General features: G+C 64.8%; 22 protein-coding genes. 11 read left to right on the plus strand and 11 right to left on the minus strand.

Features of this window, described 5'->3' with window-relative positions; translation table 11 throughout:
- Positions 1 to 144: 144 nt before the first annotated feature.
- The 3 genes from LGQ10_RS06605 to LGQ10_RS06615 all read right to left on the minus strand — a co-directional run bounded on the left by LGQ10_RS06605 (position 145) and on the right by LGQ10_RS06615 (position 2,300).
- Entirely contained in the window at positions 145 to 1,101 is a 957-nt protein-coding gene (locus tag LGQ10_RS06605) for a quinone oxidoreductase family protein (protein WP_226525032.1), read from the minus strand.
- Positions 1,102 to 1,140: 39 nt separating this feature from the next.
- The gene (locus LGQ10_RS06610; RefSeq protein WP_226525033.1) at positions 1,141 to 1,314 is read right to left on the minus strand and encodes a DUF1427 family protein; all 174 of its coding nucleotides are present in this window, start codon (positions 1,312 to 1,314) and stop codon (positions 1,141 to 1,143) included.
- 209 nt (positions 1,315 to 1,523) lie between these two features.
- Positions 1,524 to 2,300 (minus strand): AraC family transcriptional regulator, encoded by a 777-nt coding sequence (locus tag LGQ10_RS06615; RefSeq protein WP_058433366.1) that lies wholly within the window; start codon positions 2,298 to 2,300, stop codon positions 1,524 to 1,526.
- A 233-nt stretch (positions 2,301 to 2,533) separates the two neighbouring features.
- Between LGQ10_RS06615 and LGQ10_RS06620 the strand changes: the two genes are divergently transcribed.
- Entirely contained in the window at positions 2,534 to 2,761 is a 228-nt protein-coding gene (locus LGQ10_RS06620; protein ID WP_226525034.1) for a DUF6555 family protein, read from the plus strand.
- A 41-nt stretch (positions 2,762 to 2,802) separates the two neighbouring features.
- Here the strand turns inward: LGQ10_RS06620 and glcC are convergent, their stop codons facing one another.
- Positions 2,803 to 3,570: a transcriptional regulator GlcC gene (glcC, locus tag LGQ10_RS06625; protein ID WP_226525035.1), complete on the minus strand. Its 768-nt coding sequence runs from the start codon at positions 3,568 to 3,570 to the stop codon at positions 2,803 to 2,805.
- Between the two features lie 232 nt (positions 3,571 to 3,802).
- Here glcC and glcD point away from each other — a divergent pair, with 232 nt between their 5' ends.
- Genes glcD through LGQ10_RS06645 form a run of 4 tightly spaced genes read left to right on the plus strand, consistent with a single transcriptional unit; the run spans position 3,803 to position 8,015 of the window.
- A complete protein-coding gene (glcD, locus tag LGQ10_RS06630) occupies positions 3,803 to 5,302 on the plus strand; it encodes a glycolate oxidase subunit GlcD (protein ID WP_226525036.1) in 1,500 nt (499 codons plus the stop codon).
- On the plus strand, positions 5,302 to 6,366 hold the full coding sequence (gene glcE, locus LGQ10_RS06635; RefSeq protein WP_226525037.1) for a glycolate oxidase subunit GlcE: 1,065 nt from the start codon (positions 5,302 to 5,304) through the stop codon (positions 6,364 to 6,366). The genes glcD and glcE overlap by 1 nt, the downstream gene beginning before the upstream one ends.
- Before the next feature lie 3 nt (positions 6,367 to 6,369).
- Entirely contained in the window at positions 6,370 to 7,590 is a 1,221-nt protein-coding gene (glcF, locus tag LGQ10_RS06640) for a glycolate oxidase subunit GlcF (RefSeq protein WP_226525038.1), read from the plus strand.
- A 17-nt stretch (positions 7,591 to 7,607) separates the two neighbouring features.
- Positions 7,608 to 8,015 (plus strand): heme-binding protein, encoded by a 408-nt coding sequence (locus tag LGQ10_RS06645; protein ID WP_058434760.1) that lies wholly within the window; start codon positions 7,608 to 7,610, stop codon positions 8,013 to 8,015.
- Between the two features lie 4 nt (positions 8,016 to 8,019).
- On the opposite strand, the gene LGQ10_RS06650 is transcribed toward LGQ10_RS06645, so the two are convergent.
- Positions 8,020 to 8,472: a DMT family transporter gene (locus LGQ10_RS06650; protein ID WP_226525039.1), complete on the minus strand. Its 453-nt coding sequence runs from the start codon at positions 8,470 to 8,472 to the stop codon at positions 8,020 to 8,022.
- A 2-nt stretch (positions 8,473 to 8,474) separates the two neighbouring features.
- Positions 8,475 to 8,978, minus strand: coding sequence for a DMT family transporter (locus LGQ10_RS06655; protein WP_058434758.1), 504 nt, complete (start codon positions 8,976 to 8,978; stop codon positions 8,475 to 8,477).
- 112 nt (positions 8,979 to 9,090) lie between these two features.
- On the opposite strand from LGQ10_RS06655, the gene LGQ10_RS06660 reads away from it, so the two are divergent.
- Positions 9,091 to 10,023, plus strand: a complete 933-nt coding sequence (locus LGQ10_RS06660; RefSeq protein ID WP_226525040.1) for a LysR family transcriptional regulator — start codon at positions 9,091 to 9,093, stop codon at positions 10,021 to 10,023.
- Positions 10,024 to 10,139: 116 nt separating this feature from the next.
- Here LGQ10_RS06660 and LGQ10_RS06665 read toward each other — a convergent pair whose 3' ends face one another.
- The gene (locus tag LGQ10_RS06665) at positions 10,140 to 11,453 is read right to left on the minus strand and encodes an Nramp family divalent metal transporter (protein ID WP_226525041.1); all 1,314 of its coding nucleotides are present in this window, start codon (positions 11,451 to 11,453) and stop codon (positions 10,140 to 10,142) included.
- Positions 11,454 to 11,602: 149 nt separating this feature from the next.
- On the opposite strand from LGQ10_RS06665, the gene LGQ10_RS06670 reads away from it, so the two are divergent.
- The 5 genes from LGQ10_RS06670 to LGQ10_RS06690 all read left to right on the plus strand — a co-directional run bounded on the left by LGQ10_RS06670 (position 11,603) and on the right by LGQ10_RS06690 (position 16,645).
- Positions 11,603 to 12,064 carry a thiol-disulfide oxidoreductase DCC family protein gene (locus LGQ10_RS06670; protein WP_058434755.1) on the plus strand — a complete coding sequence of 154 codons (462 nt, stop codon included), beginning with the start codon at positions 11,603 to 11,605 and terminating at the stop codon, positions 12,062 to 12,064.
- Positions 12,065 to 12,338: 274 nt separating this feature from the next.
- Positions 12,339 to 13,115 (plus strand): helix-turn-helix domain-containing protein, encoded by a 777-nt coding sequence (locus LGQ10_RS06675; RefSeq protein ID WP_226525042.1) that lies wholly within the window; start codon positions 12,339 to 12,341, stop codon positions 13,113 to 13,115.
- A gap of 100 nt (positions 13,116 to 13,215) precedes the next feature.
- Positions 13,216 to 14,130: a DMT family transporter gene (locus LGQ10_RS06680; RefSeq protein ID WP_226525043.1), complete on the plus strand. Its 915-nt coding sequence runs from the start codon at positions 13,216 to 13,218 to the stop codon at positions 14,128 to 14,130.
- A 30-nt stretch (positions 14,131 to 14,160) separates the two neighbouring features.
- A complete protein-coding gene (locus LGQ10_RS06685) occupies positions 14,161 to 15,963 on the plus strand; it encodes a B12-binding domain-containing radical SAM protein (protein ID WP_226525044.1) in 1,803 nt (600 codons plus the stop codon).
- Positions 15,964 to 16,066: 103 nt separating this feature from the next.
- Positions 16,067 to 16,645, plus strand: a complete 579-nt coding sequence (locus LGQ10_RS06690) for a hypothetical protein (protein ID WP_058434754.1) — start codon at positions 16,067 to 16,069, stop codon at positions 16,643 to 16,645.
- Between the two features lie 7 nt (positions 16,646 to 16,652).
- On the opposite strand, the gene LGQ10_RS06695 is transcribed toward LGQ10_RS06690, so the two are convergent.
- The 4 genes from LGQ10_RS06695 to LGQ10_RS06710 form a co-directional block, all read right to left on the minus strand.
- Entirely contained in the window at positions 16,653 to 17,369 is a 717-nt protein-coding gene (locus tag LGQ10_RS06695; RefSeq protein WP_058434753.1) for an alpha/beta hydrolase, read from the minus strand.
- An 85-nt stretch (positions 17,370 to 17,454) separates the two neighbouring features.
- Positions 17,455 to 17,844, minus strand: a complete 390-nt coding sequence (locus LGQ10_RS06700) for a hypothetical protein (RefSeq protein ID WP_226525045.1) — start codon at positions 17,842 to 17,844, stop codon at positions 17,455 to 17,457.
- A gap of 92 nt (positions 17,845 to 17,936) precedes the next feature.
- Positions 17,937 to 19,049 carry a M14 family metallopeptidase gene (locus tag LGQ10_RS06705; protein WP_058434626.1) on the minus strand — a complete coding sequence of 371 codons (1,113 nt, stop codon included), beginning with the start codon at positions 19,047 to 19,049 and terminating at the stop codon, positions 17,937 to 17,939.
- Between the two features lie 99 nt (positions 19,050 to 19,148).
- A complete protein-coding gene (locus tag LGQ10_RS06710; protein WP_226525046.1) occupies positions 19,149 to 19,928 on the minus strand; it encodes an ABC transporter substrate-binding protein in 780 nt (259 codons plus the stop codon).
- Positions 19,929 to 20,171 lie beyond the last annotated feature (243 nt).

Genomic DNA, 20,171 nt, shown 5'->3' on the forward strand with positions numbered 1-20,171 from the left:
GGGCCTTCACCATCCGCGATCCCTCGCGGCCCTGCGGGCCGTTCGGCAGCGACTGCACCAAGCCAAACCTGTAGCAGCTGCCGAGCTTGCGAAGCTGCGCCAAGGCCCGCAGGGCCTTCAGCAATCCCCCCGACCCTGCCCGCCTCAAGGCATCAGGACCACCTTGTCGCCGCCGCCCTGGTTGATTTCGGCATAACGCTCAAGCCCCTGCTCCAGCGGCGACTCCAGCAACCCCTCGGGCAATGGCAGCAATCCTTGATCGAAATAGCGGCCGAACTGCTCCAGCATCGCCGCACACTCCTCGACGCCATACAACAGCGAATTGATCCCCACCACCGAGCCACCCTTGCGGTACAGGGCCAGGGCCGGCAACTGCACATGGCCATCCACCGGCGCGGCGATGATGGCAATGCGACCGAACGCAGCCAGGGCCGGCACCGCCGCCGGCAACCAGAAACCGGTGGTATCGAAGATCACCTCGGCGCCACCGGGGTACCGCTCGCCCACCTGGGCCGCCAGGTGGTCCGGCTGCGCCAGTGGCAACGCCGGATAGCCCTGGGATTCCAGCGCCTGCACCTGTCCGGGCCGGCGCGCCGCCGCCAGTATCTGCGCCCCGCGCACCTTGGCCAGGGCCAGGGCTGCGGTGGCCACCGCTCCGCCACCGATCACCAGCAGCCGCGTACCCGCCATCACACCACTGCGCTCCAGGGCATCCCAGGCCGTGGTATAGGGCACGCCGAGGCTGGCGGCCTGGGCGAAGCTCAGGTGCCTGGGCTTGAGTGCCACGCCCTTGGCCGACAGCACCACGTACTGGGCATGGCTGCCGTCGGCGAAAAAGCCCAGGTCCCTGCCGGTGCCCCAGACCTCTTGCCCGATCATCTGCGCCGGCCCCTGCTCCACCACCCCGGCGAAATCCCGTCCGGGAATCCGTGGCAGCGTGGTATAGGGAAAACGCCCGAGGACATTCTTCACATCGCTGGGGTTCAGGCCAGCCGCCTTGATCCTTACCAGCACCTGGCCGGGTCCGGGCACCGGCGTCGGTACCTCCACCAGTTGCAGGGCCGCGAGGTCGCCGGTGGCGGAAAATTGCAGTGCTTTCATCAAGGGCTCCAAGAGTCAGGAAAAATCGAAGGTCAGTGCTCAGGACAGCCACTGGCTGACCAGCTGGCGGCCCAGAGGCCACAACTGTTCGCCACCGAGCATGCCCAGCAGGCCCACCAGGGCGATGGCCGGCGGCGCTGGCGAGCGCACCTGCAAGGCGCCGTAAAGCAGCCCGACCAGCAGGCCGGCCGCCAGGGAAATCAGGTAGTTCATGGTTCACTCCGTGGGGCCGTGGTGTTTTCAGGGTCGCAGGAGGTTCTGCGACAGCGCGGGGACGCGGGCCACGGGCAGGCTCGTGATCACTGCAAGTCCTGCGGGCCTCGTCGCAGCCTCGCAGGATCGACGACGGCTACAGCCATGGAGGGGATTCTAGGGAGTGAAGGCCCGGGGCATCGGCCAAGTGCTTCGGGTTATCGGCCAAGTCAGGCCAGGGGCTCGCCGGCGACGTACTGGGACGGCGCGACACCCAGCTCGCGACGGAACATGTCGCTGAAGCTGCTGGGGGAATACCCCAGCTCCCGGGCGATCCGGCTGACCGGCACGCCCTGGATCAGTTCAGCCGCGGCGGTGGCCAGTTGCACCTGGCGTCGCCACTCGGCGAAACCCAGGCCCAGGCGTTCCTTGAACAACCGCGCCAGGGTACGCACGCTGGCCCCGGCCGCTTCGGCGTGCTGCTCGAAGGAAATGTCCAGGGACGGCGCCGCCATCACCGCCTGGCACAGGCTACCCAGGCGCCGGTCGGCGGCATCGGGCAAGACAATCTTCAACTGTGAGCGCCGGGCCCGCCGCAGTTCCAGCAAGGCCAGGCCCACCAGGGCCTCGTAGTAGTCCGGTTGCGGCGGATCGAGCTCCACCAGGCGCACGATCAACTCGCGCAACAGGCTGTCCACCTGCAATACCTGGACGCTGGCATCCAGGGTCGCCGCCAGGGAGGGCCGCAGGTAGATGTTGCGCATCTGCAGGTCACTGACCACGCGAATGCCATGCACCACGCCGGGCGGCAGCCAGACCGCCCGCTGCGGCGGCACCACCAGCGCCTCATGGGGTGTCTCGACCCACATCACTCCGCTCATGGCATACAGCAACTGGCCCCAGTCATGCTCGTGGGGTTCGATGAACAGCCCGCGCGGATAGGTGCGGGCCAGCGGCTGCACGGGAATCGCAGTGTCGGTCAGGTCGGGGGGTGCGGCTAGGGCCATGGCAAGGTCGCGGCGGGACGGCGGGCCTCCATGGTAACCAGCCACCGAAATGGCCGCCAGCATCCTCCGGGCCGGATCACCCCTTCAAAACGAGACTCACGCTCGCCGTGTCCATCCATTCGGATGGTCTGCCGGCGATCCCCCGACCGTTGATGCCTCGGCCAAGCAATTGGAGTGAATTTTTCCGCCCCCGGGCGATCACTTCAATGATCACAGGGAGGAATCAAGGCTTTATGAACAACGCAAAACTCTTCGTCATCGAGTACACCCTGCACGGCACCCCCAAGTCCTTCATCATCCGCCAGGAGAAGATGGACAACGCCGAGGCCTGGCACTGGGCCAGTTGCGATGCCGGGGTGGGCCGCATAGGTCGGTTCGGCCGCGAGCAAGTGAAGAAGACCAGCCGGCCCATGGCGGAAAAGTTCGGTATCCAGAACGTCACCTGGCGCCCGTCGGTCTAGGCCCCACGCGCATGGCGCCGCCCGGCGCCATGCGTCCCATGCTAATCCCAGCCCTGCAGGCGCAGGGTCGCCCGTACCAGTCGCTGCTCTTCGTCTTCGATCTCCTGCAGGTTGCGGGCAATGCCCTGGATATGCGCCAGGGCAGCCTTGCGCGCCTGCTCCGGCAAACGGCCGGTCACGGCGTTGTACAAGCGCGCATGCTGGCGATCGATCTGACGCTTGGGCAAGGGTCGGTGATAGAGGTTGTTGACCGAGGCAAACACCGAATTGAGCAGCAGGCCATTGAGCGAACCCAGGGTCTGCACCAGCACGGGATTGTGCGAAGCCTCACAGATGGCCAGGTGGAAGGCATGGTCCAGGCGCGCCTGGGCTGCGGGCTCCAGCGCCTGGTGCTGGGCGTCCAGCAGGGCCTGGTAGCTGCGACCGATCAGCACGAAATCCGCCTCGGTACCACGCAGCGCCGCCAGCCGCGCCGACTCGCCTTCCAGCAGGGCGCGCACTTCCAGCAGGTCGTAGAGGGTGCGTGGCTGGGAGCTGAACAGGTGCAGCAACGGCGATTGCGCTGCCGGAGCCGACAGTTGTGCCACCTGGGAGCCACGGCCCTGAACGGTGTCGATGATGCCCCGGGCGCGCAACAGCTTCAGGCCCTCGCGCAGGGCCGTGCGCGACACACCCAGCTTGACCGTCAGGCGCCGCTCCGAAGGCAGCATCTGGCCGGTCTTGAACACCCCGTCGACAATCAGCCGCTCGATCCGCGCACAGACCACGTCGGCCACCTGCAAACGCCGCCCCGCGGCTGGATCCTGCATCTCGCCTCCTGCTGGTATGACCAGTTACAAAGGGTTGTTCAGATGGTTTCAATCCTGACTACAAGCAATTGAAATCAATCAGATTTATTGAAACCTGCGGTAACTATCGAAAAACAAAGTGGTTCGACCACTGCCGGCGCACATGGACACTAAGGCGCCCCGGGCCAATGATGCAAGGCATGCGTGATGCAGTCGCGACCTGATAACAACGACACAAGGTCATTCGCCGCCCATGACGATTCTCTATGATGAACGCCTCGACGGCGCCCTGCCCGAGGTCGACCGCCAGGGCCTGATCCAGGCCCTGCGCAGCCAGTTGCCGGACCTGGAACTGCTGGACCGCCAAGAGCAGCTCAACCCCTACGAATGCGACGGCCTGAGCGCCTACCGCAGCACGCCGATGCTGGTGGCCCTGCCCCGACGCCTGGACCAGGTGCAACGGATCTTGCAGATCTGCCACGCACAGCGCGTGCCGGTGGTGGCCCGGGGCGCCGGCACCGGCTTGTCCGGCGGCGCCCTGCCCCTGGAAAAGGGCCTGCTGCTGGTGATGGCGCGCTTCAAGGACATCCTGCAGGTCGATCCCGCCGCTCGCCGCGCCCGGCTCCAGCCCGGGGTGCGCAACCTGGCGATCTCCCAGGCCGCAGCGCCCTTCGACCTGTACTACGCCCCCGACCCGTCATCGCAGATCGCCTGCTCCATCGGCGGCAATGTCGCGGAAAACGCCGGTGGCGTGCATTGCCTGAAGTACGGCCTGACCGTGCACAACCTGCTGCAGGTGCAGATGCTCACCGTCGAGGGCCAACCCCTGACCCTGGGCAGCGAGGCCCTCGATTCGCCAGGCTTCGACCTGCTGGCGCTGTTCACCGGCTCCGAGGGCCTGCTGGGGGTGATCACCGAGGTCACGGTCAAGCTGCTGCCCAAGCCGCAGGTCGCCAAGGTGCTGCTGGCCGCCTTCGACTCGGTGGAGCACGCCGGCCAGGCCGTGGCGGCGATCATCGCGGCGGGGATCATCCCCGGCGGCCTGGAGATGATGGACAACCTGGCGATCCGTGCCGCCGAGGACTTCATCCACGCCGGCTACCCGGTACAAGCCCAGGCCATGCTGCTGTGCGAGCTGGACGGGGTCGAGGCCGATGTCCATGACGACTGCGAACGGGTGCGCCAGCTGTTGCTGCAGTCCGGCGCCAGCGAGGTGCGCCTGGCCCGCGACGAAGCCGAGCGGGTGCGGTTCTGGGCCGGTCGCAAGAATGCCTTCCCGGCGGTGGGCCGGCTATCGCCGGACTACTACTGCATGGACGGCACCATCCCTCGACGCCAGTTGCCCGCCGTGCTGCAGGGCATCGCCCGGCTGGCCGCCGAGCATCAGTTGCGGGTGGCCAACGTATTCCATGCCGGCGACGGCAACATGCACCCGCTGATCCTGTTCGACGCCAACCAGCCCGGGGAACTCGAACGCGCCGAAGCCCTGGGCGGCAAGATCCTCGAACTGTGCGTGGCAGTGGGTGGCAGCATCACCGGCGAACACGGGGTGGGCCGGGAGAAGATCAACCAGATGTGCGTGCAGTTCAACGGCGACGAGTTGAGCCTGTTCCATGGGGTCAAGCGCGCCTTCGATCCCGACGGCCTGCTCAACCCCGGCAAGAACATCCCGACCTTGCACCGCTGCGCCGAATTCGGCGCCATGCACATTCACCACGGGCAACTGCCCTTCCCCGAGCTGGAGCGCTTCTGATGGTCACCGCCACCGTTTTCGACGCCAGCGAGGCCCTGCTGGACCAGGTGCGCCAGGCCCTGGGCAACGGCACGCCGTTGCGCATCCAGGGCTCCAACAGCAAGGCCTTCCTGGGCCGCGACAGCGCCGGCGAGATCATCGACACCCGCGTCCACCGCGGCATCGTCAGCTACGACCCCACCGAGCTGGTGGTCAGCGTGCGTACAGGCACACCGCTGGCCGAGCTGCAGGCCGTGCTCGATGCCGCCGGCCAGATGCTGGCCTGCGAACCGCCGTCGTTCGGTGCCGGCGCCACCCTGGGCGGCATGCTCGCCAGCGGCCTGTCCGGACCACGCCGGCCCTGGGCCGGAGCGGTGCGCGACTTTGTCCTGGGCACCCGGATCATCAGCGGCACCGGCCAGCACCTGCGTTTTGGCGGCGAAGTGATGAAGAACGTCGCCGGCTACGACCTGTCGCGGCTGATGGCCGGCAGCTTCGGCTGCCTGGGGCTGGTGACCGAGGTCTCGCTCAAGGTACTGCCCAAGCCCCGCCAATGCCTGGGCCTGAGCCTGGAAATGCCCGCCGAGCGAGCCCTGGCCAGGCTCGCCGAATGGGGCCAGCAACCCTTGCCCATCAGCGCCGCCTGCCATGACGGCCGGCACCTGCACCTGCGCCTGGAGGGTGGCGAAGGCTCGGTGGCGGCCGCCCATGACCGGCTCGGCGGCGAACCGCTGGACGACGTCTACTGGACCCGGCTCAACGAGCAGCAGCTGGCGTTCTTCGACCCGGGCCTGCCGCTGTGGCGGCTGTCGGTGCCGCACAACACCCCGGCGCTGGAACTGCCCGGCGAGCAACTGCTGGACTGGGGTGGCGCCCAGCGCTGGCTCAGGTCCGACGCGCCCGCCGAGCGCATCCGCGGCGTGGTCGGCGCCGTGGGCGGGCATGCCAGTTGCTACAGCCACGGCCTGCTGGACAGCCCGTTCCAGCCCCTGGCGCCGACCCTGCTGCACTACCACCAGCGCCTCAAGGCACAACTGGACCCCCAGGGGATCTTCAACCCCGGCCGTCTCTACGCGGAGTTCTAGAGCATGCAGACCACCCTCAGCCCCGAGGCCCGGCAGTTGCCACGGGCCGCCGAAGCCGAACGCATCCTGCGCAGTTGCGTGCATTGCGGATTCTGCAATGCCACCTGCCCCACTTATCAGTTGCAGGGCGATGAACTGGACGGCCCGCGCGGCCGCATCTACCTGATCAAGCAGGTACTGGAGGGCGCGGCGGTCACAGACCAGGCGCAACTGCACCTGGATCGCTGCCTGTCGTGCCGCAACTGCGAAACCACCTGCCCATCGGGTGTCGAATACCACCACCTGCTGGACATCGGCCGGGCCGTGGTCGATGCCGCCCTGCCCCGCCCGCCCGGCCAGCGCCTGCTGCGCCAGGGCCTGCGCGCCCTGGCCGGCAATCCGCAGCTGTTCAAGGTGCTGGTCCAGGGCGGCAGCCGCCTGCGCCCGCTGCTGCCCCGGGCCCTGCAAGACAAGCTGCCGCGCCAGGTGCCGGCCGCCGGCGTGCGCCCGCCCAGGGTCCATGCCCGGCGCGTGCTGCTGCTCGAAGGCTGCGTGCAACCGGGGCTGTCGCCCAACACCAACGCCGCCGCGAGCCGGGTCCTGGATCGCCTGGGCATCAGCGTACAACCAGTGGCCGAGGCCGGTTGCTGCGGCGCCGTGGACTACCACCTCGACGCCCAGGAGAACGGCCGCCAGCGGGCGCGACAGAATATCGACGCCTGGTGGCCGCACCTGCAGCAAGGCGTCGAGGCGATCGTCCAGACCGCCAGTGGCTGCGGTGCCTTCGTCAAGGACTACGGGCATTTGCTGGCCGACGACCCGGCCTATGCCGCCAGGGCGCGGCAAGTCGCCAGCCTGGCCCGGGACCTGGTGGAGGTGGTACGGACCGAACCACTGGCAGCGCTGCAAGTGCGCAGCGGTCAGCGCCTGGCGTTCCATTGCCCCTGCACCCTGCAGCATGCCCAGCAACTGGGCGGCGCCGTGGAAAACCTGCTGCAACGCCTGGGTTTCAACCTGACCCCGGTGCCCGACGGCCACCTGTGCTGCGGCTCGGCCGGCACCTACTCGCTGACCCAGCCCGCCCTGGCCCGGCAACTGCGTGACGACAAGCTGCGAGCCCTGGAAAGCGGCAGCCCGGACGTGATCGCCACCGCCAACATCGGCTGCCAGAGCCACCTGGATGGCGCCGGGCGCACCCCGGTACGGCACTGGATCGAACTGCTGGACGCCACTCTCAACCCTTGAACCCAATGGAGCCTGCCATGCACCACAAAGCCATCTTGTGTCACGACGAAGTCAGCCGCATCCTCGCCGCCGCCCGGGCCGAGGCCCACCGCCAGCAATGGGCGGTGAGCATCGCCGTGGTCGACGACGGTGGCCATCCCCTAGCCCTGGAGCGCCTGGACGACTGCGCGCCCATCAGTGCCTACATCGCCCTGGAGAAAGCCCGCACCGCCGCCCTCGGCCGACGCGAGTCCAAGGCCTACGAAGACATGGTCAACGCCGGGCGCAGTGCCTTTCTCTCGGCACCGCTGCTGACCTCCCTGGAAGGCGGCGTACCGATCCGCGTGGACGGCCAGGTGGTCGGCGCAGTAGGCGTGTCCGGCGTCCGCTCCGGCGAAGATGCCCAGGTGGCGCAAGTGGCCGCCAACTGCCTGGAAGGCTCCTGAGCCGTCAGCTACGGCGTACGCTGCTGCGGTACATGAACAGCAAGGCCAGGGCCAGGCACAGCATCGCCAGGAGGCGGTTGCCGGAGAGCACCATGGCCGGGTTGCCGAACCAGCCGAAGTGGTCGATCAACATGCCCATGCCCAGCTGTCCGAGGATCACCGCCACCGTCGCCACGGCAGTACCCACCCGGGGCACCGCGCCAACCATCACCAGCATGTACACCACGCCGAACAGCGCGCCAGTGAGCTGCCACTTGGGCGCCTGCAACAGGCCCATGGCCTGGGGCGGCTGGAAAAACACGATCAGCAGCGAGGTGACCAGGGCACCGACGGCGAAGGTCAGCAAGCTGCTGCGCAACACCCCCACGCTCTGCCCCAGGCGGCCGTTGATCGCCGCCTGCACACTGAGCACCGCACCCGCGACGACGACCACGACCAGCAATAAAATCAGGTTCATGTTCAACCTCGGGCAATCAGGATCAGGGCGCCGACGATTAGCACCAGGGCCAGCCAACGCTCGGCGTTGACCGGTTTGCGGGCACTGCCGAACCAGCCGAAGTGGTCGATCAGCACGCTCTTGCCAACCTGGCCGGAAAGAATCGCGATCATGGTCATGGCAATGCCGATATGCGGCGTGGCCAGGGTCAGCACCACCACATAGATCGGCCCCAGCAGTCCGCCCAGCAACTGCCAGCGCGGCAACTGGTTCAAGGTCGGTCCCGGCTGCGGGCCACTGAACAGCAACAGCAAGGCCAGCAACGCCGCACCGACGCCGAAGATGCTCAGGGTCGCCCACAAGTGGCCGACCTGGGCTCCCAGGGGGCCGAGCAATCCGGCCTCCACCGACAGGCCCATACCAGCCAGGATCACCAGCGGCAGCAGGGCCAGACGCTGCCAGCCAACAGTGGATGCAGCACTGATCACAGGCGGTGGCAGCGTTGGCTCAAGGGTTTCGCAAGACATGGGGCACCTCTTCGACTCATGGAAGGGCGAGCATTATTGGTTGCCCGTGCTTTGCGATAAATGGGAGCATGCCGACAACACCTTTGCGCAAATCGCACAGCAAGGACTCCCAATGCAAGGCTTCAACGACCTGGGTTTCAAGGCCCTGCGGCTGTTCATCGCGGTGCTCGACCAGGGCAGTTTCTCTGCCGTGGCCCGACGCGAAGGCCTGGCACCTTCCTCCATTTCGCGGCAGATCCAGCTGATGGAACAGGCCCTGGGCCAACAGTTGCTGTATCGCCATACCCGGGCGGTCAGCCCCACCGAGGCCGGGCGCCTGTTGGGGCATCATGCCCGCCGGGTGCTGGCACAATGGGAAGAAGCCGAGCAGGCCCTGCAAGAACAGCAGGACGAGCCCACCGGGCTGGTGCGGATCAACGCGCCGGTGGTGTTCGGCCAGCGGCATATCTCGCCCTGGCTGGGCGAACTGCACCGGCGCTACCCCAAGCTGCAACTGGATATCCAGCAGACCGACAGCTACATCGACCCGTTGCAGGACGGCACCGACCTGCTGTTTCGCATCGGCGTGCTGGGAGACTCTTCGATGCAGGCCAGACTACTGGCACCCCAGCGCTACCGGGTCGCCGCCAGCCCGGGCTACCTGGCCCGTCACGGCCACCCCCAGCACCCCGACCAACTGCACCAGCACCAATGCCTGGCCTACAAGGGCGAAAGCGGCCAGCAACGCTGGTTCTTCCGCCAGGGCCAGGAGTCCTGGACGCCCTACAGCGTCACGGGCCCACTGACCGGCAACCACGCCGACACCCTGACCCAAGCCGCCGAACAAGGCCTGGGGCTGGTGATGTTTCCTTCCTGGCTGATCGGCGAGGCCCTGCACCAGGGCCGGCTAGTGGCGCTGCTCGAGGATTTCGAAGTGGCCACCAGCCTCGAGCCGCAGCAGATCACCGCCCTGTGGCCGGGCAGCCGCCGCTTGTCGGTGAAGGTCCGCACGGTGATCGACTTCTTCGTCGAGACCTTCGGGCCGGTGCCGTACTGGGATCGCTAGCGCGATAAGCGGCAAGCTCCAAGCGGCAAGTTGAAAGCCGGACGCGATCAGCCTTGGCTTCAGCGTTCGCTCTGGCTTTGGCTTGCCGCTTGGAGCTTGGAGCTTGGAGCTTGGAACTAGAGGCTCGCTATGAGCCAGGCGTTGGCCGCGCTGATCACGGCGAACAGGCTCCAGGCCAGCCAGCGGGTCGGCCAGCGGTTGACGAACACGCCCATCAGGCGCGGGTCGTTGGTCATGCGGATCAACGGATACAGGGCGAACGGCAGTTGCAGGCTGAGCACCACCTGGCTCAGCACCAGCAGCTTGCCCACGGCGCCGTCGCCCAGCAGCCAGACGCCGATGAAGGCCGGGATCAGCGCCAGGCCACGGGTGATCAGGCGCCGTTGCCAGCAGGGAATCCGCAGGTTCAGGTAACCCTCCATGATCACCTGGCCGGCGATGGTCCCGGTGAAGGTCGAGCTCTGCCCCGAAGCCAGCAGGGCCACGCCGAACAGCACGCTGGCCAGGGCCCCGCCCACCAGCGGATCGAGCAGATGGTAGGCATCCTGGATCTCCACCACGTCGCTGTGCCCGGTGTTGTGGAAGGCCGCCGCGGCGAGGATCAGGATCGCCGCATTCACCAGCAGCGCCAGGGCCAGGGAGCCGATGGTGTCGATGCGCGCCAGGCGGATCGCATCGCTGCGACTGTCGATGTCCTTGCCCACCAGGCGGGTCTGGACCACCGAGGTATGCAGGTACAGGTTGTGCGGCATCACCGTGGCGCCGAGGATGCCGATCGCCAGGTACAAAGGCGCGGCGTCGCTGATGGCCGCCAGCGATGGAGTGAAGCCCCGGACCACGTCCGGCCAGTAGGGTTTGATCAGCAGCAACTCGATGAAGAAGCACACACCGATGGTCGCCACCAGCGCCAGCATGATCGCCTCCAACCGGCGAAACCCGCGGTTCTGCAGGCCCAGTACCAGCAGGGTGTCGAAGGCGGTGATGACGATCCCTGTACTCAGCGACACCCCCAGCAAGAGGTGGAAGGCCAAGGCGCAGCCCAGCACTTCGGCCAGGTCGGTGGCGATAATGGAGACCTCCGCCAGCAGCCACTGGACCCGCGCCGACCAGGGGCTATAGCGCTCCCGGCAGAGCTGGGCCAGGTCACGCCCGGTGGCGATGCCCAGGCGCGAGCACAGGCACTGCACCACCATGCCCGCCAGGCTTGCCAGCAACACCACGAACAGCAGGCTGTAGCCGTAGCGCGAGCCGGCCTCGATGGCCGTGGCCCAGTTGCCGGGGTCCATGTAGCCAATGGAGATCAACAGGCCGGGACCGGCAAAACGCAGCACGCGCTTGAACAACGAGGCGCGCGGATCGACGGTGACCGAGCCGGCCACTTCCGGCGGGCAGAAGGGAGCGGTGGCGATTTTCGGCAGGCTGAATTTCACAAGGGGGATTCCACGGCGGCTTGAAGCAGTTGCCCAGCTTAGAGGTTTCACTGCTGGGGCCCAAGCCTGAAATTTGTCGTTCAAGGCGAGTATGCTGCGCAGATTCTGGCCCTGGCCGGACGTCGCTCCACTCTTGCAAGGTTTTCTACGTGGCTGACACCGCAACAACTCCGGCAGGCAATGCCCTGCCGCCCTTCCTGCAACCTGGCGAGCGGGTGCTGCTGTTCGATGGGGTGTGCAAGCTGTGCAATGCGTCGGTGCGCTTCGTCATCGCCCATGACACCGAGCGGCGAATCCGCCTGGCCTCGGTGCAGTCACCCCAGGGCCAGGCCCTGCTGGCGTGGGCCGGGTTGTCCACCGAGCAGTTCGACAGCGTGGTGCTGATCGAAGGCCGGCGCCTGTCCCTGCGCTCCGAGGCCTTCATCCGCCTGATGGCGCAGCTGCCCGCGCCCTGGCGCTGGCTGCGCCTGCTGCGCTGGGTGCCTCGGCCACTGCGCGACTGGGGCTACGACTTCATCGCCCGCCATCGCTATCGCTGGTTCGGCCGCTACGACGCTTGCCTGCTGCCCAGCCCCGACCATCACGGGCGCTTCCTCGACGACACACCGTGACCTGCCATGCCACCACTTCGTGTAGCCGCTGCCACAGGCTGCGCACGACCCGGTACGGGCCGCAAGGGCTGGCCGTGCGATAAACCTGGTGCACCTTCACCGACCGGCTTTACGGGCGCTACGCACCCGGTCGCAGCCTCGCACGCTCGGCAGCGGCTACAAATGGCGCTTTAGAGCGGTTCAGAAAAATGCCTTGAAGCTTGATAGCCAGATACTGGCGCAGTACTCAATCACTCATGCATCATGCATACAATTCGTCTTATGGAAGAGCCTAATGAGCAACACGGAAATACAGAAGGCTTCACTGGCCTTACGATCTTACTCAGGCCAAGTCGAACTGCATGATCATGACTTCCATCAGATAGTCCTGCCTCAGTCAGGCTCGATGGAAATCGAGGTCGATGGACGTGGCGGCAAGGTCGACTGGAGTCAAGGGGTGATAATTCCAGCCGGTACTGCCCACGCATTCTCTTCCAAAACCAGCAACACGTTCCTGGTCCTTGATGTGCCACTGCCCTCTGCAAGCATGCAAAAAAGCGAGGCTGAAACCATCAAGCAACTGAATGAGAAAAGCTTTTTCCCGGTCAGACCAGAGATTCGACATCTGCTCGATTACGCCAGCCGTAGCATGCCCTTGTTAACCAGTTCGACGGAAGTGGCCCGATCCTGGAGCACATTGCTGATGTCATCTCTGGCGCAGCGCCACAGCAACACCCCCGACCATGGGCAGTTCACCTTGGCCAGGGCACTGACCTACATTGAAAATCACCTTGATGCTCACCTGACCGCCTCGGAGATCGCCCGGGTTTCAGGCACAAGTGAACGACGCTTGTACATACTGTTCGAGCAGCACCTGCGAATCACTCCATTCGCCCACGTGACTCGCTTGCGCCTGAACCTCGCCATGGACCTGTTGCGCGACACCCAGCTATCAATCACCGAGATTGCCCATCGAGTGGGATACGCCGATCAGAGCGCTTTGAACCATGCCCTGAAGAAAAGTCATGACTTGACCCCGGCGCTGGCTAGAAGGTACTCCAGAGCCTACTGAAAACATGCAGCCTGGAACAAATATCCGGCAGCACAAACCAATACCCTTCTGACCATTCTTTTTATCATCCCCGCTCCGAAACGCTCATCGGGCGGGGCTCATGACACAAAGCACGACATCTTCCAAAACCACTACCAATACCAGAACCGCCGCTTCGGCAACGGCCATCGGGGTCATTGCTGTATTTCTATGGTCGTGCCTGGCATTGCTCACGACCTTCACGGCAGGAATCCCGCCCTTTGAACTGCTGTCGCTGAGTTTCGCCGTGGCATTTCTGGCTAGCCTGGGCATCCTTGGACTACGAGGCCCGGCGGGGTTTGCTGGATGGCGTCAACCCTGGCAAGTCTGGGCAACAGGATTCCTGGGGATATTCGCCTACCACGCCTTGTATTTTTTCGCTCTCAAAGCCGCACCTCCTGCCGAAGCCAGCCTGATCGCCTACCTCTGGCCTTTGCTGATCGTCTTGCTGGCAAGCCTCGCCGGCGGTCAGCCATTGCATCATCGGCAACTGTTGGGTGCACTTCTCGGGCTCGCTGGCACAGCGTTCATCATGCAGCAACGATCGCAAACCAGCGTCGCCGAGATGCCGCTCGCCGGCTATGCGGCAGCGTTGCTCTGCGCCCTGGTGTGGTCCAGCTATTCGGTAATCAATCGCCGCTTCAATGCTGTGCCCAGCAGTATCATCGGCGGCATCTGCGGCTTGGTGGCCGTTGCCGGGCTGCTCTGTCACCTGGCCTTCGAAACCACCGTCCCACCCGACTCCGAACAGTGGGCAGCCATCATTGGTCTGGGTCTGGGTCCGGTTGGCCTGGCCTTTTTTGCCTGGGACCACGCCACCAAGCATGGCAACCTGGCTAGCCTGGGAGCCTTGTCCTACCTGGCCCCGCTGTTCTCGACCCTGCTGCTGATCCTCGTCGGCCAAACCCACGCCAAACCGATTCTCCTGATACCTGCGCTACTCATCATCGCCGGAGCGGTGATTGCCACCTCTATCCAGCGCAAGCCCCGCTCCTGATTCCATCTGTCTGCAAGGAACCCAATAAAAATGCATCTGATTGCCTCCGAAGGAGCTGCGAGACTAGATCGTGCCGCCCCGAGTTTTTCGGTGGCGCCTACCCGGGCGGCCCTCCAGTCGCTGGGAGCGCCCTCGCGGACCACCAGCCACAGTGCAACCCGCCGACGCGCCCACGGCGAAGCACCCAGAGTACTGTTGTTTGTTCCACCCTATACACGCCTGGTCGAACCGGCGCCGGCAGGCAGTGCATTCACCAACATCGGTATCGACACCTTCGAGGTCATGAAACGTGCCGGCACACCCATCGGTTTGCTACGTATCGCCACAGTAGCCCGGCGTGCGGGCTACGACGTACAGATAGTCGATGCTCCGTTCGCCGGCTGGGAACAAGAATCACACCTGATCCCGGTGGATCGTGGCCAGTTGTTGCGGTATGGACTGACCGACGAGCAGTTGCGCACCATTATCGAGACGGCCCAGCCGGACATCGTCGGCATCCAGTGCAACTACACCGTGCAATGGGGCAATGCGAGGGCCTTGGCCGACCTGGTCAAGTCCATCGACCCCAATCTGGTCTTGGTGACAGGAGGCGCGCATTCCAGTGGTGATTGGCAAAACGCATTGCTGGATTCGGCATTCGACTTCGTCCTGATCAATGAAGCCGATCGCGCCTTCACATTGTTGCTCGATGCACTGAGCCATCCTGGAGCAGATATCCATGGTGTTCCAGGAGTGGCGTATCGAGGCCAGCAGGGTCAACTGATCCGCCCGTCACGTAAATCCAGCTACCTGAGCATCGTGCCAGCCCGCCAGGAACTGGATGAGCGATTGGGGGTGATGCCGTTGCCGGACTTCAGTTTCCTGGACATGAATCACTACCTGCAGCCCTATCACTCCTCGGGGGCCCGGGTGCACAAGCACGGTGCCTGGGCGCAGATCTTCTCCACCATCGGTTGCAACGTGAACTGCAACTTCTGCTATATCCCCAAGATCAATGGCCCATGGCGAGCGTTGGGGCTGGACTGGTTCGACCTGCACCTGGCCGATCTGGTCAATCAAGGTGTCACTGAAGTCCTGATCGAGGACGACCACCTGATGCACGATCCCCTGTACGCCATGGAGGTAGGGCGTCTGCTGAAAAAACACAACTTACCCTGGGTCGAGGAAGGCGGCTTGAGCCTGTTCAACCTCGTACTTCTGCATCAGGGAGAGCGCTTCCTCGCAGAGTTGGACGACAAGGAGTTAAGGAGCCCGCAATACCGCAATGTGATAGCGGCAATCAAAGGAGGCCTCACTGCACGTGAGTTCATTCGTTCGATTGCGGAAAACGGCTGTTACAACATCTACCTGGCAGTAGAAAGCGCCAACGAAGACAGCCTGGTCAATTCCAACAAATCGCGATTCAACGCAATCCAGCAGGCCACTTTCGAAATCATCGAAATATTCACCGAGCATGGGATTCAGGTAACCGGAGGATTCATGCTGGGATTCGTCAACCCTCCAGCTACACCTGGAGCCAAGCCGTTCATCGAGAGCCTGGAGCTGATAGAAAGAACCACGGACTATGCAGTCAGACTCATGGGAGCTGGCATGGCCTACGCCAACCCGTTCATCGTCACGCCGATTCCCGGCACAGAGATGTGGGAGTACCAACAGCAATATGTGGTACGCCACTATGACAATGGTTGGTCCCATGAAAAAGCCACCATGGCGACCGAGCTCTGGAGCGCCGAAGACATCGAAAAAGCCAGACTGGAACTGTTGGTCCGGGCCAATGGAGCAGATCGGGTTAAGGAGATGGTTCGTCGCGGCACCTGGCCAGTAGATGCATAGACTCGCCCCCAGCCAGTGATCCGCCACGTAAAATCCCGCTGGAGCAGGCTGCCACGGGCGTGGGATGATGCGCGCCTTCGATCCAGATGCCCGGAGATTGTGCATGTCATCCCTCGCTAGAAATGCCCTGGTCCTGGTGCTCGCCGCCGTGGCGGGCCTTGGTGCGCTGAACGCCGTGGCCGCCGGCAAATCCACTCCCCGCCAGGCCCCGGGAGAGAAGGTCGTGCTGCTCGACGGCAAGCTGGCCTTCACCCTGCCCAAGGACTTCAGTGCCTCAGCCCTGCCCGTGGGCGACCAGGACAGCGGCACTGCCGGCGCCAGCGGCACGTTGTACGCCAACGACAAGACCCGCACCGTGGTCATCGCGGCGCAGAACGGCATTCCCAACGGGGCCCAGGTCAAGGACAACGACACGGCGTTTCTCGATGACGCGGCCGCCGGTTTCCTGGTCCAGCAGGTCCAGGCCCTGCCAGACTTCAAGAAACAGGCGCAAAAGAGCCTGACCCTCAAGGGCCTTGGCGTACGCCAGATCGACAGCACCGCCACCCAGGGTGGCGGCCTGACCTTGAACTCGACCCTGATCGCCGGCTCCGGTAATCACATGGCGGTGATCCAGGTGATCTCCCGGGCCGCCGACAAAGCCGGGCATGCGGCGTTGATGAAGCAGATCCTCGGCCAGTGACCCCGGTTCAGGGGGCGAGTGCGCGCAGCCAGCGATCCAGGTCCTGGATCTCCACTTCGCTGATGCTGTGGCCCATCCCCGGATAGGCATGGAACTGCGGCTCCAGGGCCAACCCGCGCAATAGCCGGTTGGCCTCCACGCCATCGCTGTAGGGCAAACGCTGGTCGCTGGTGCCATGGCCGATGAAGATCCCTAGGCGCTGCAACCCTGGCTCGCTCCTGAGCTGCGAGGCCAGCAGCGGCAGGATCTTCCCGCTCAGGGCCGCGATACCCCGTACCGACTGCGGGTGATGCAGCCCCACTTCATAGGCCATCGCCGCCCCCTGGCTGAAGCCCACCAGCACCACCTTGCCAGGCTCGGTGTGATACTTGGCTGCAGCTGCGCGGACAAACTGCTCGATCAACCGGGCGCTGCTGGCCAGGTCCTCGCTGACGCCGTCATAGGCGCCCTGCCCCTGGCGCCGGAACCACTGGAAGCTGTCGTCGTCCAGGGCCTGCGGCGCCCGCACCGAGAGGTAGGTGTAGGCCTGCGGCAAGCGCTGGTGCAGGCCGAACAGGTCGGCCTCATTGCTGCCGTAACCATGCAGGAAGATCACCAGCGGCTGATCGCGGCTGTCCGCCGGGGCCTGCTCCAGGTAACGCAACGGCAAGTCGTCATGCAGTGGGGTGTCGGCGTGAACGAAAGGTGCGGCCAACAAGGCCAGTAACGCCAGGCAGCGAATCATCTACGGCTCCTTGCTTGGAAAAAATCAACGGCCAGAGCCTGGCATTGCCGGTCTGGCGGGGTCCGACTCACCTGCTCAAGCGCAGCTACCGGGTGTGCCCCCGGCCAGGGTATTGGCGCCAGGCCAGCGGCGCCAGCAACAGCACCGCCAACAAAAAGCCCACCTGGGACAGATAGAAGGTGGCCAGCCACTGGTTGTGGACGGCGACATAGACGCTGTTATGCAGCACGTCCAGCAGGATGATCGCCAGGGTCAGCGCCAGCCCCCAGCGCGGGCGCCACCACAACAGCACCACCGCCAGCGGGTCGAACAGCGTCAATGAGCCCCAGAAGGCTCGGCTGGCCAGGGGTGTATCGATGCCGTAGCCGTAGTCCCAGAGCAAGCCGTGGGCAAAGGCTGCGTGCAGATGATTGAAGGTCGCCGCCAGCAGGCACAGGGTGAACAGCAGGCGGATGCACAGGGACAATCGGGACATGACTTGAACTCAGATGATGGCGACAGCCGACGGCTCGACGAGAGGCCGGTTGCAAGCTCCGCTGCAGACGCTCCGGGGCTTGCAACAGGGTGTCAGTCGTTGACCAGCTTGCCTTCACGAATGGCTTCGCGCCCGGCCACCTTGGCCAGCCAGATACCCGGCTGGGTGTAGCGTCCCCGATCCAGGGCGAACAGCACGCCACGGGTGCCGGCACGCACGGTGCTCACCTGGTCGCTCAAGGGGTCGACCACCTCGAACAGGGCGTCACCACGCTCGACCCACTCTCCGGCTTCGCGCAGGAAACTGACCACGCCATGATGCGGGGCGAACAGGTACTGGGTGCCCTCGAAAGGCATGCCTTCGCAGCAGTCCTGCGGCGCAGCCGGCCACTCGCCGTCGATCAGCCCCTGACCGGCGAGAAAGCCCAGGATGGCTTCACAGTTGGCCCGCGCCTGCTCCACCCGAGTGTCGCCCATGCTGCCCAGTTCCAGGGTGGTGGCGAGGTTGGCCAGGGGAATCGCCGCACGGGGGAAATCCCGGGCCAGGCGCAACCAGGGCGATGAGCAGGACTCATCGAAGGAACTGCCGCCAGAGTCTTCGCACAGCAGCGCCACGCCGGCCTTCAGCCGCGCGGCCAGGGGCTGCCACTGGGGCCAGTGCTGGGGCAAGGCATACAGATGGATCGCCGCCTCGAAATCGCAGTGCAGGTCGAGGGTGATGTCGGCGTCGCAGGCGTGGCGCAGCAACAGGCGATGCAAGGCTTGCAGCTGCGACGACGGGGGCGGTAGCTCGTCCAGCACCTGGACCATGGTGCGGCGGATCAAGGCAACGTTGGCCAGCGCATCGTCCCCCAGGCGCTTGCCGATCCGATCCCCCACCGGGCCGCTGAGTTCGACGAAGGCGCGGTTGAAGTTCTTGCCACTGCCCAGTTCGAAGCGGCCCAGGTGATTGCCCTGTACCTGCTGGTCAAGACCGATGGGGTTGGCCACCGGCACCAGCTCCACCGTGCATTGCAGGCGGCCCTGGCGTTCCAGGGACTCCAGGCGCTGCTTGAGCTCCCAGGCGGTACGCATCCCCGGCAGCTCGTCGGCGTGCAGGCTGGCCTGGATATACACCTTGCGCGGGCCGCTACCGAAGCGGAACACGCTGAGCTGGCGCGAAGTGCCCAGGTGGCCCCAGGGCAGGGAGTGGTCGATGCGTTGCATGGCGGCTCCGGAAAAAAGACGTGGCGCAGGATAAAACAGCCGCGCACAAAAAAGGTGGCGATCGAGAAGCCGGTCGCCACCTTTTTTCATGCCAGCGGCTTACTCGCCGTAGACGTCGAAGTCGAAGTACTTGTCTTGTACCTCCTTGTACTTGCCATTGGCGCGGATCTCGGTGATGGCGGTGTTGAATTTCTCCACCAGCTCCTTGTCACCCTTGCGCACGGCGATGCCCGCACCGCCACCGAAGTATTTCGGATCGTTGTACTCGGGACCGACGAAGGCAAAGCCCTTGCCGGCGTCGGTCTTGAGGAAACCGTCGTCGAGGTTGACCGAGTCCGCCAGCAGCGCGTCAACGCGACCGGACACCATGTCCAGGTTGGCTTCCTGCTGGGAGCCGTAGCGCACCAGGTCGATCCCGGCCGGCACCAGCACCTCGGTGGCGAAGCGGTCATGGGTGCTGGCGCGCAACACGCCAACCTTCTTGCCCTTGAGCTCGGTCAGCGGGTCCTTGATGGTGGTCCCGGCCTTCATCACGAAACGGGCTGGGGTGTGGTAGTACTTGATGGTGAAGTCGACGTTCTTCTTGCGATCGTCGGTGATGGTCATGGACGACAGGATGGCGTCGATCTTCTTCACCTTCAGCGCCGGAATCAGGCCGTCGAACTCCTGCTCGACCCAGGTGCACTTGGCTTTCATCTGCTCGCACAGGGCGTTGCCCAGGTCCACGTCGAAACCGGTGAGCTTGCCGTCGGGGGTCTTCATCGAGAATGGCGGATAGCCGGCTTCGATGCCGATGCGGATCGGCTTGGCCTCGTCGGCCGAAGCGGTGAAGGAAAACAGTGACAGTGCCAGGGCACCGAACAGCACAACTTTGTTCATTTATAGCTCCAGGAGACGGAGGTTTCTTGTTGGCAGAATTCGATTGTGGGCAAATCGAAGTGGCCAGCAGTCTAGAGCGGCTCCCGGGATGCAAATTATGTTTATGCGACAAATACTTATAAAAATAACGCAGCCTTGATCCAGGTCGTTTTTCACCGCCCCGGGGTGGTGCAGCGGCCTGCGCAAGGCTCGATATTCGCCTCCAAACGATGCAGCCCAGGCAGCACGGTCCACCTGATACCC

It is taken from the genome of Pseudomonas sp. L5B5, from assembly GCF_020520285.1.
GTDB lineage: Bacteria > Pseudomonadota > Gammaproteobacteria > Pseudomonadales > Pseudomonadaceae > Aquipseudomonas.

What these genes read in the sequence shown, in the direction of transcription:
- LGQ10_RS06605 (WP_226525032.1), bottom strand. Translation starts at nt 1,101, where the DNA reads ATGAAAGCACTGCAATTTTCCGCCACCGGCGACCTCGCGGCCCTGCAA.
- LGQ10_RS06610 (WP_226525033.1), bottom strand. Translation starts at nt 1,314, where the DNA reads ATGAACTACCTGATTTCCCTGGCGGCCGGCCTGCTGGTCGGGCTGCTT.
- LGQ10_RS06615 (WP_058433366.1), bottom strand. Translation starts at nt 2,300, where the DNA reads ATGGCCCTAGCCGCACCCCCCGACCTGACCGACACTGCGATTCCCGTG.
- LGQ10_RS06620 (WP_226525034.1), top strand. Translation starts at nt 2,534, where the DNA reads ATGAACAACGCAAAACTCTTCGTCATCGAGTACACCCTGCACGGCACC.
- glcC (WP_226525035.1), bottom strand. Translation starts at nt 3,570, where the DNA reads ATGCAGGATCCAGCCGCGGGGCGGCGTTTGCAGGTGGCCGACGTGGTC.
- glcD (WP_226525036.1), top strand. Translation starts at nt 3,803, where the DNA reads ATGACGATTCTCTATGATGAACGCCTCGACGGCGCCCTGCCCGAGGTC.
- glcE (WP_226525037.1), top strand. Translation starts at nt 5,302, where the DNA reads ATGGTCACCGCCACCGTTTTCGACGCCAGCGAGGCCCTGCTGGACCAG.
- glcF (WP_226525038.1), top strand. Translation starts at nt 6,370, where the DNA reads ATGCAGACCACCCTCAGCCCCGAGGCCCGGCAGTTGCCACGGGCCGCC.
- LGQ10_RS06645 (WP_058434760.1), top strand. Translation starts at nt 7,608, where the DNA reads ATGCACCACAAAGCCATCTTGTGTCACGACGAAGTCAGCCGCATCCTC.
- LGQ10_RS06650 (WP_226525039.1), bottom strand. Translation starts at nt 8,472, where the DNA reads ATGAACCTGATTTTATTGCTGGTCGTGGTCGTCGTCGCGGGTGCGGTG.
- LGQ10_RS06655 (WP_058434758.1), bottom strand. Translation starts at nt 8,978, where the DNA reads ATGTCTTGCGAAACCCTTGAGCCAACGCTGCCACCGCCTGTGATCAGT.
- LGQ10_RS06660 (WP_226525040.1), top strand. Translation starts at nt 9,091, where the DNA reads ATGCAAGGCTTCAACGACCTGGGTTTCAAGGCCCTGCGGCTGTTCATC.
- LGQ10_RS06675 (WP_226525042.1), top strand. Translation starts at nt 12,339, where the DNA reads ATGAGCAACACGGAAATACAGAAGGCTTCACTGGCCTTACGATCTTAC.
- LGQ10_RS06680 (WP_226525043.1), top strand. Translation starts at nt 13,216, where the DNA reads ATGACACAAAGCACGACATCTTCCAAAACCACTACCAATACCAGAACC.
- LGQ10_RS06685 (WP_226525044.1), top strand. Translation starts at nt 14,161, where the DNA reads ATGCATCTGATTGCCTCCGAAGGAGCTGCGAGACTAGATCGTGCCGCC.
- LGQ10_RS06690 (WP_058434754.1), top strand. Translation starts at nt 16,067, where the DNA reads ATGTCATCCCTCGCTAGAAATGCCCTGGTCCTGGTGCTCGCCGCCGTG.
- LGQ10_RS06695 (WP_058434753.1), bottom strand. Translation starts at nt 17,369, where the DNA reads ATGATTCGCTGCCTGGCGTTACTGGCCTTGTTGGCCGCACCTTTCGTT.
- LGQ10_RS06700 (WP_226525045.1), bottom strand. Translation starts at nt 17,844, where the DNA reads ATGTCCCGATTGTCCCTGTGCATCCGCCTGCTGTTCACCCTGTGCCTG.
- LGQ10_RS06705 (WP_058434626.1), bottom strand. Translation starts at nt 19,049, where the DNA reads ATGCAACGCATCGACCACTCCCTGCCCTGGGGCCACCTGGGCACTTCG.
- LGQ10_RS06710 (WP_226525046.1), bottom strand. Translation starts at nt 19,928, where the DNA reads ATGAACAAAGTTGTGCTGTTCGGTGCCCTGGCACTGTCACTGTTTTCC.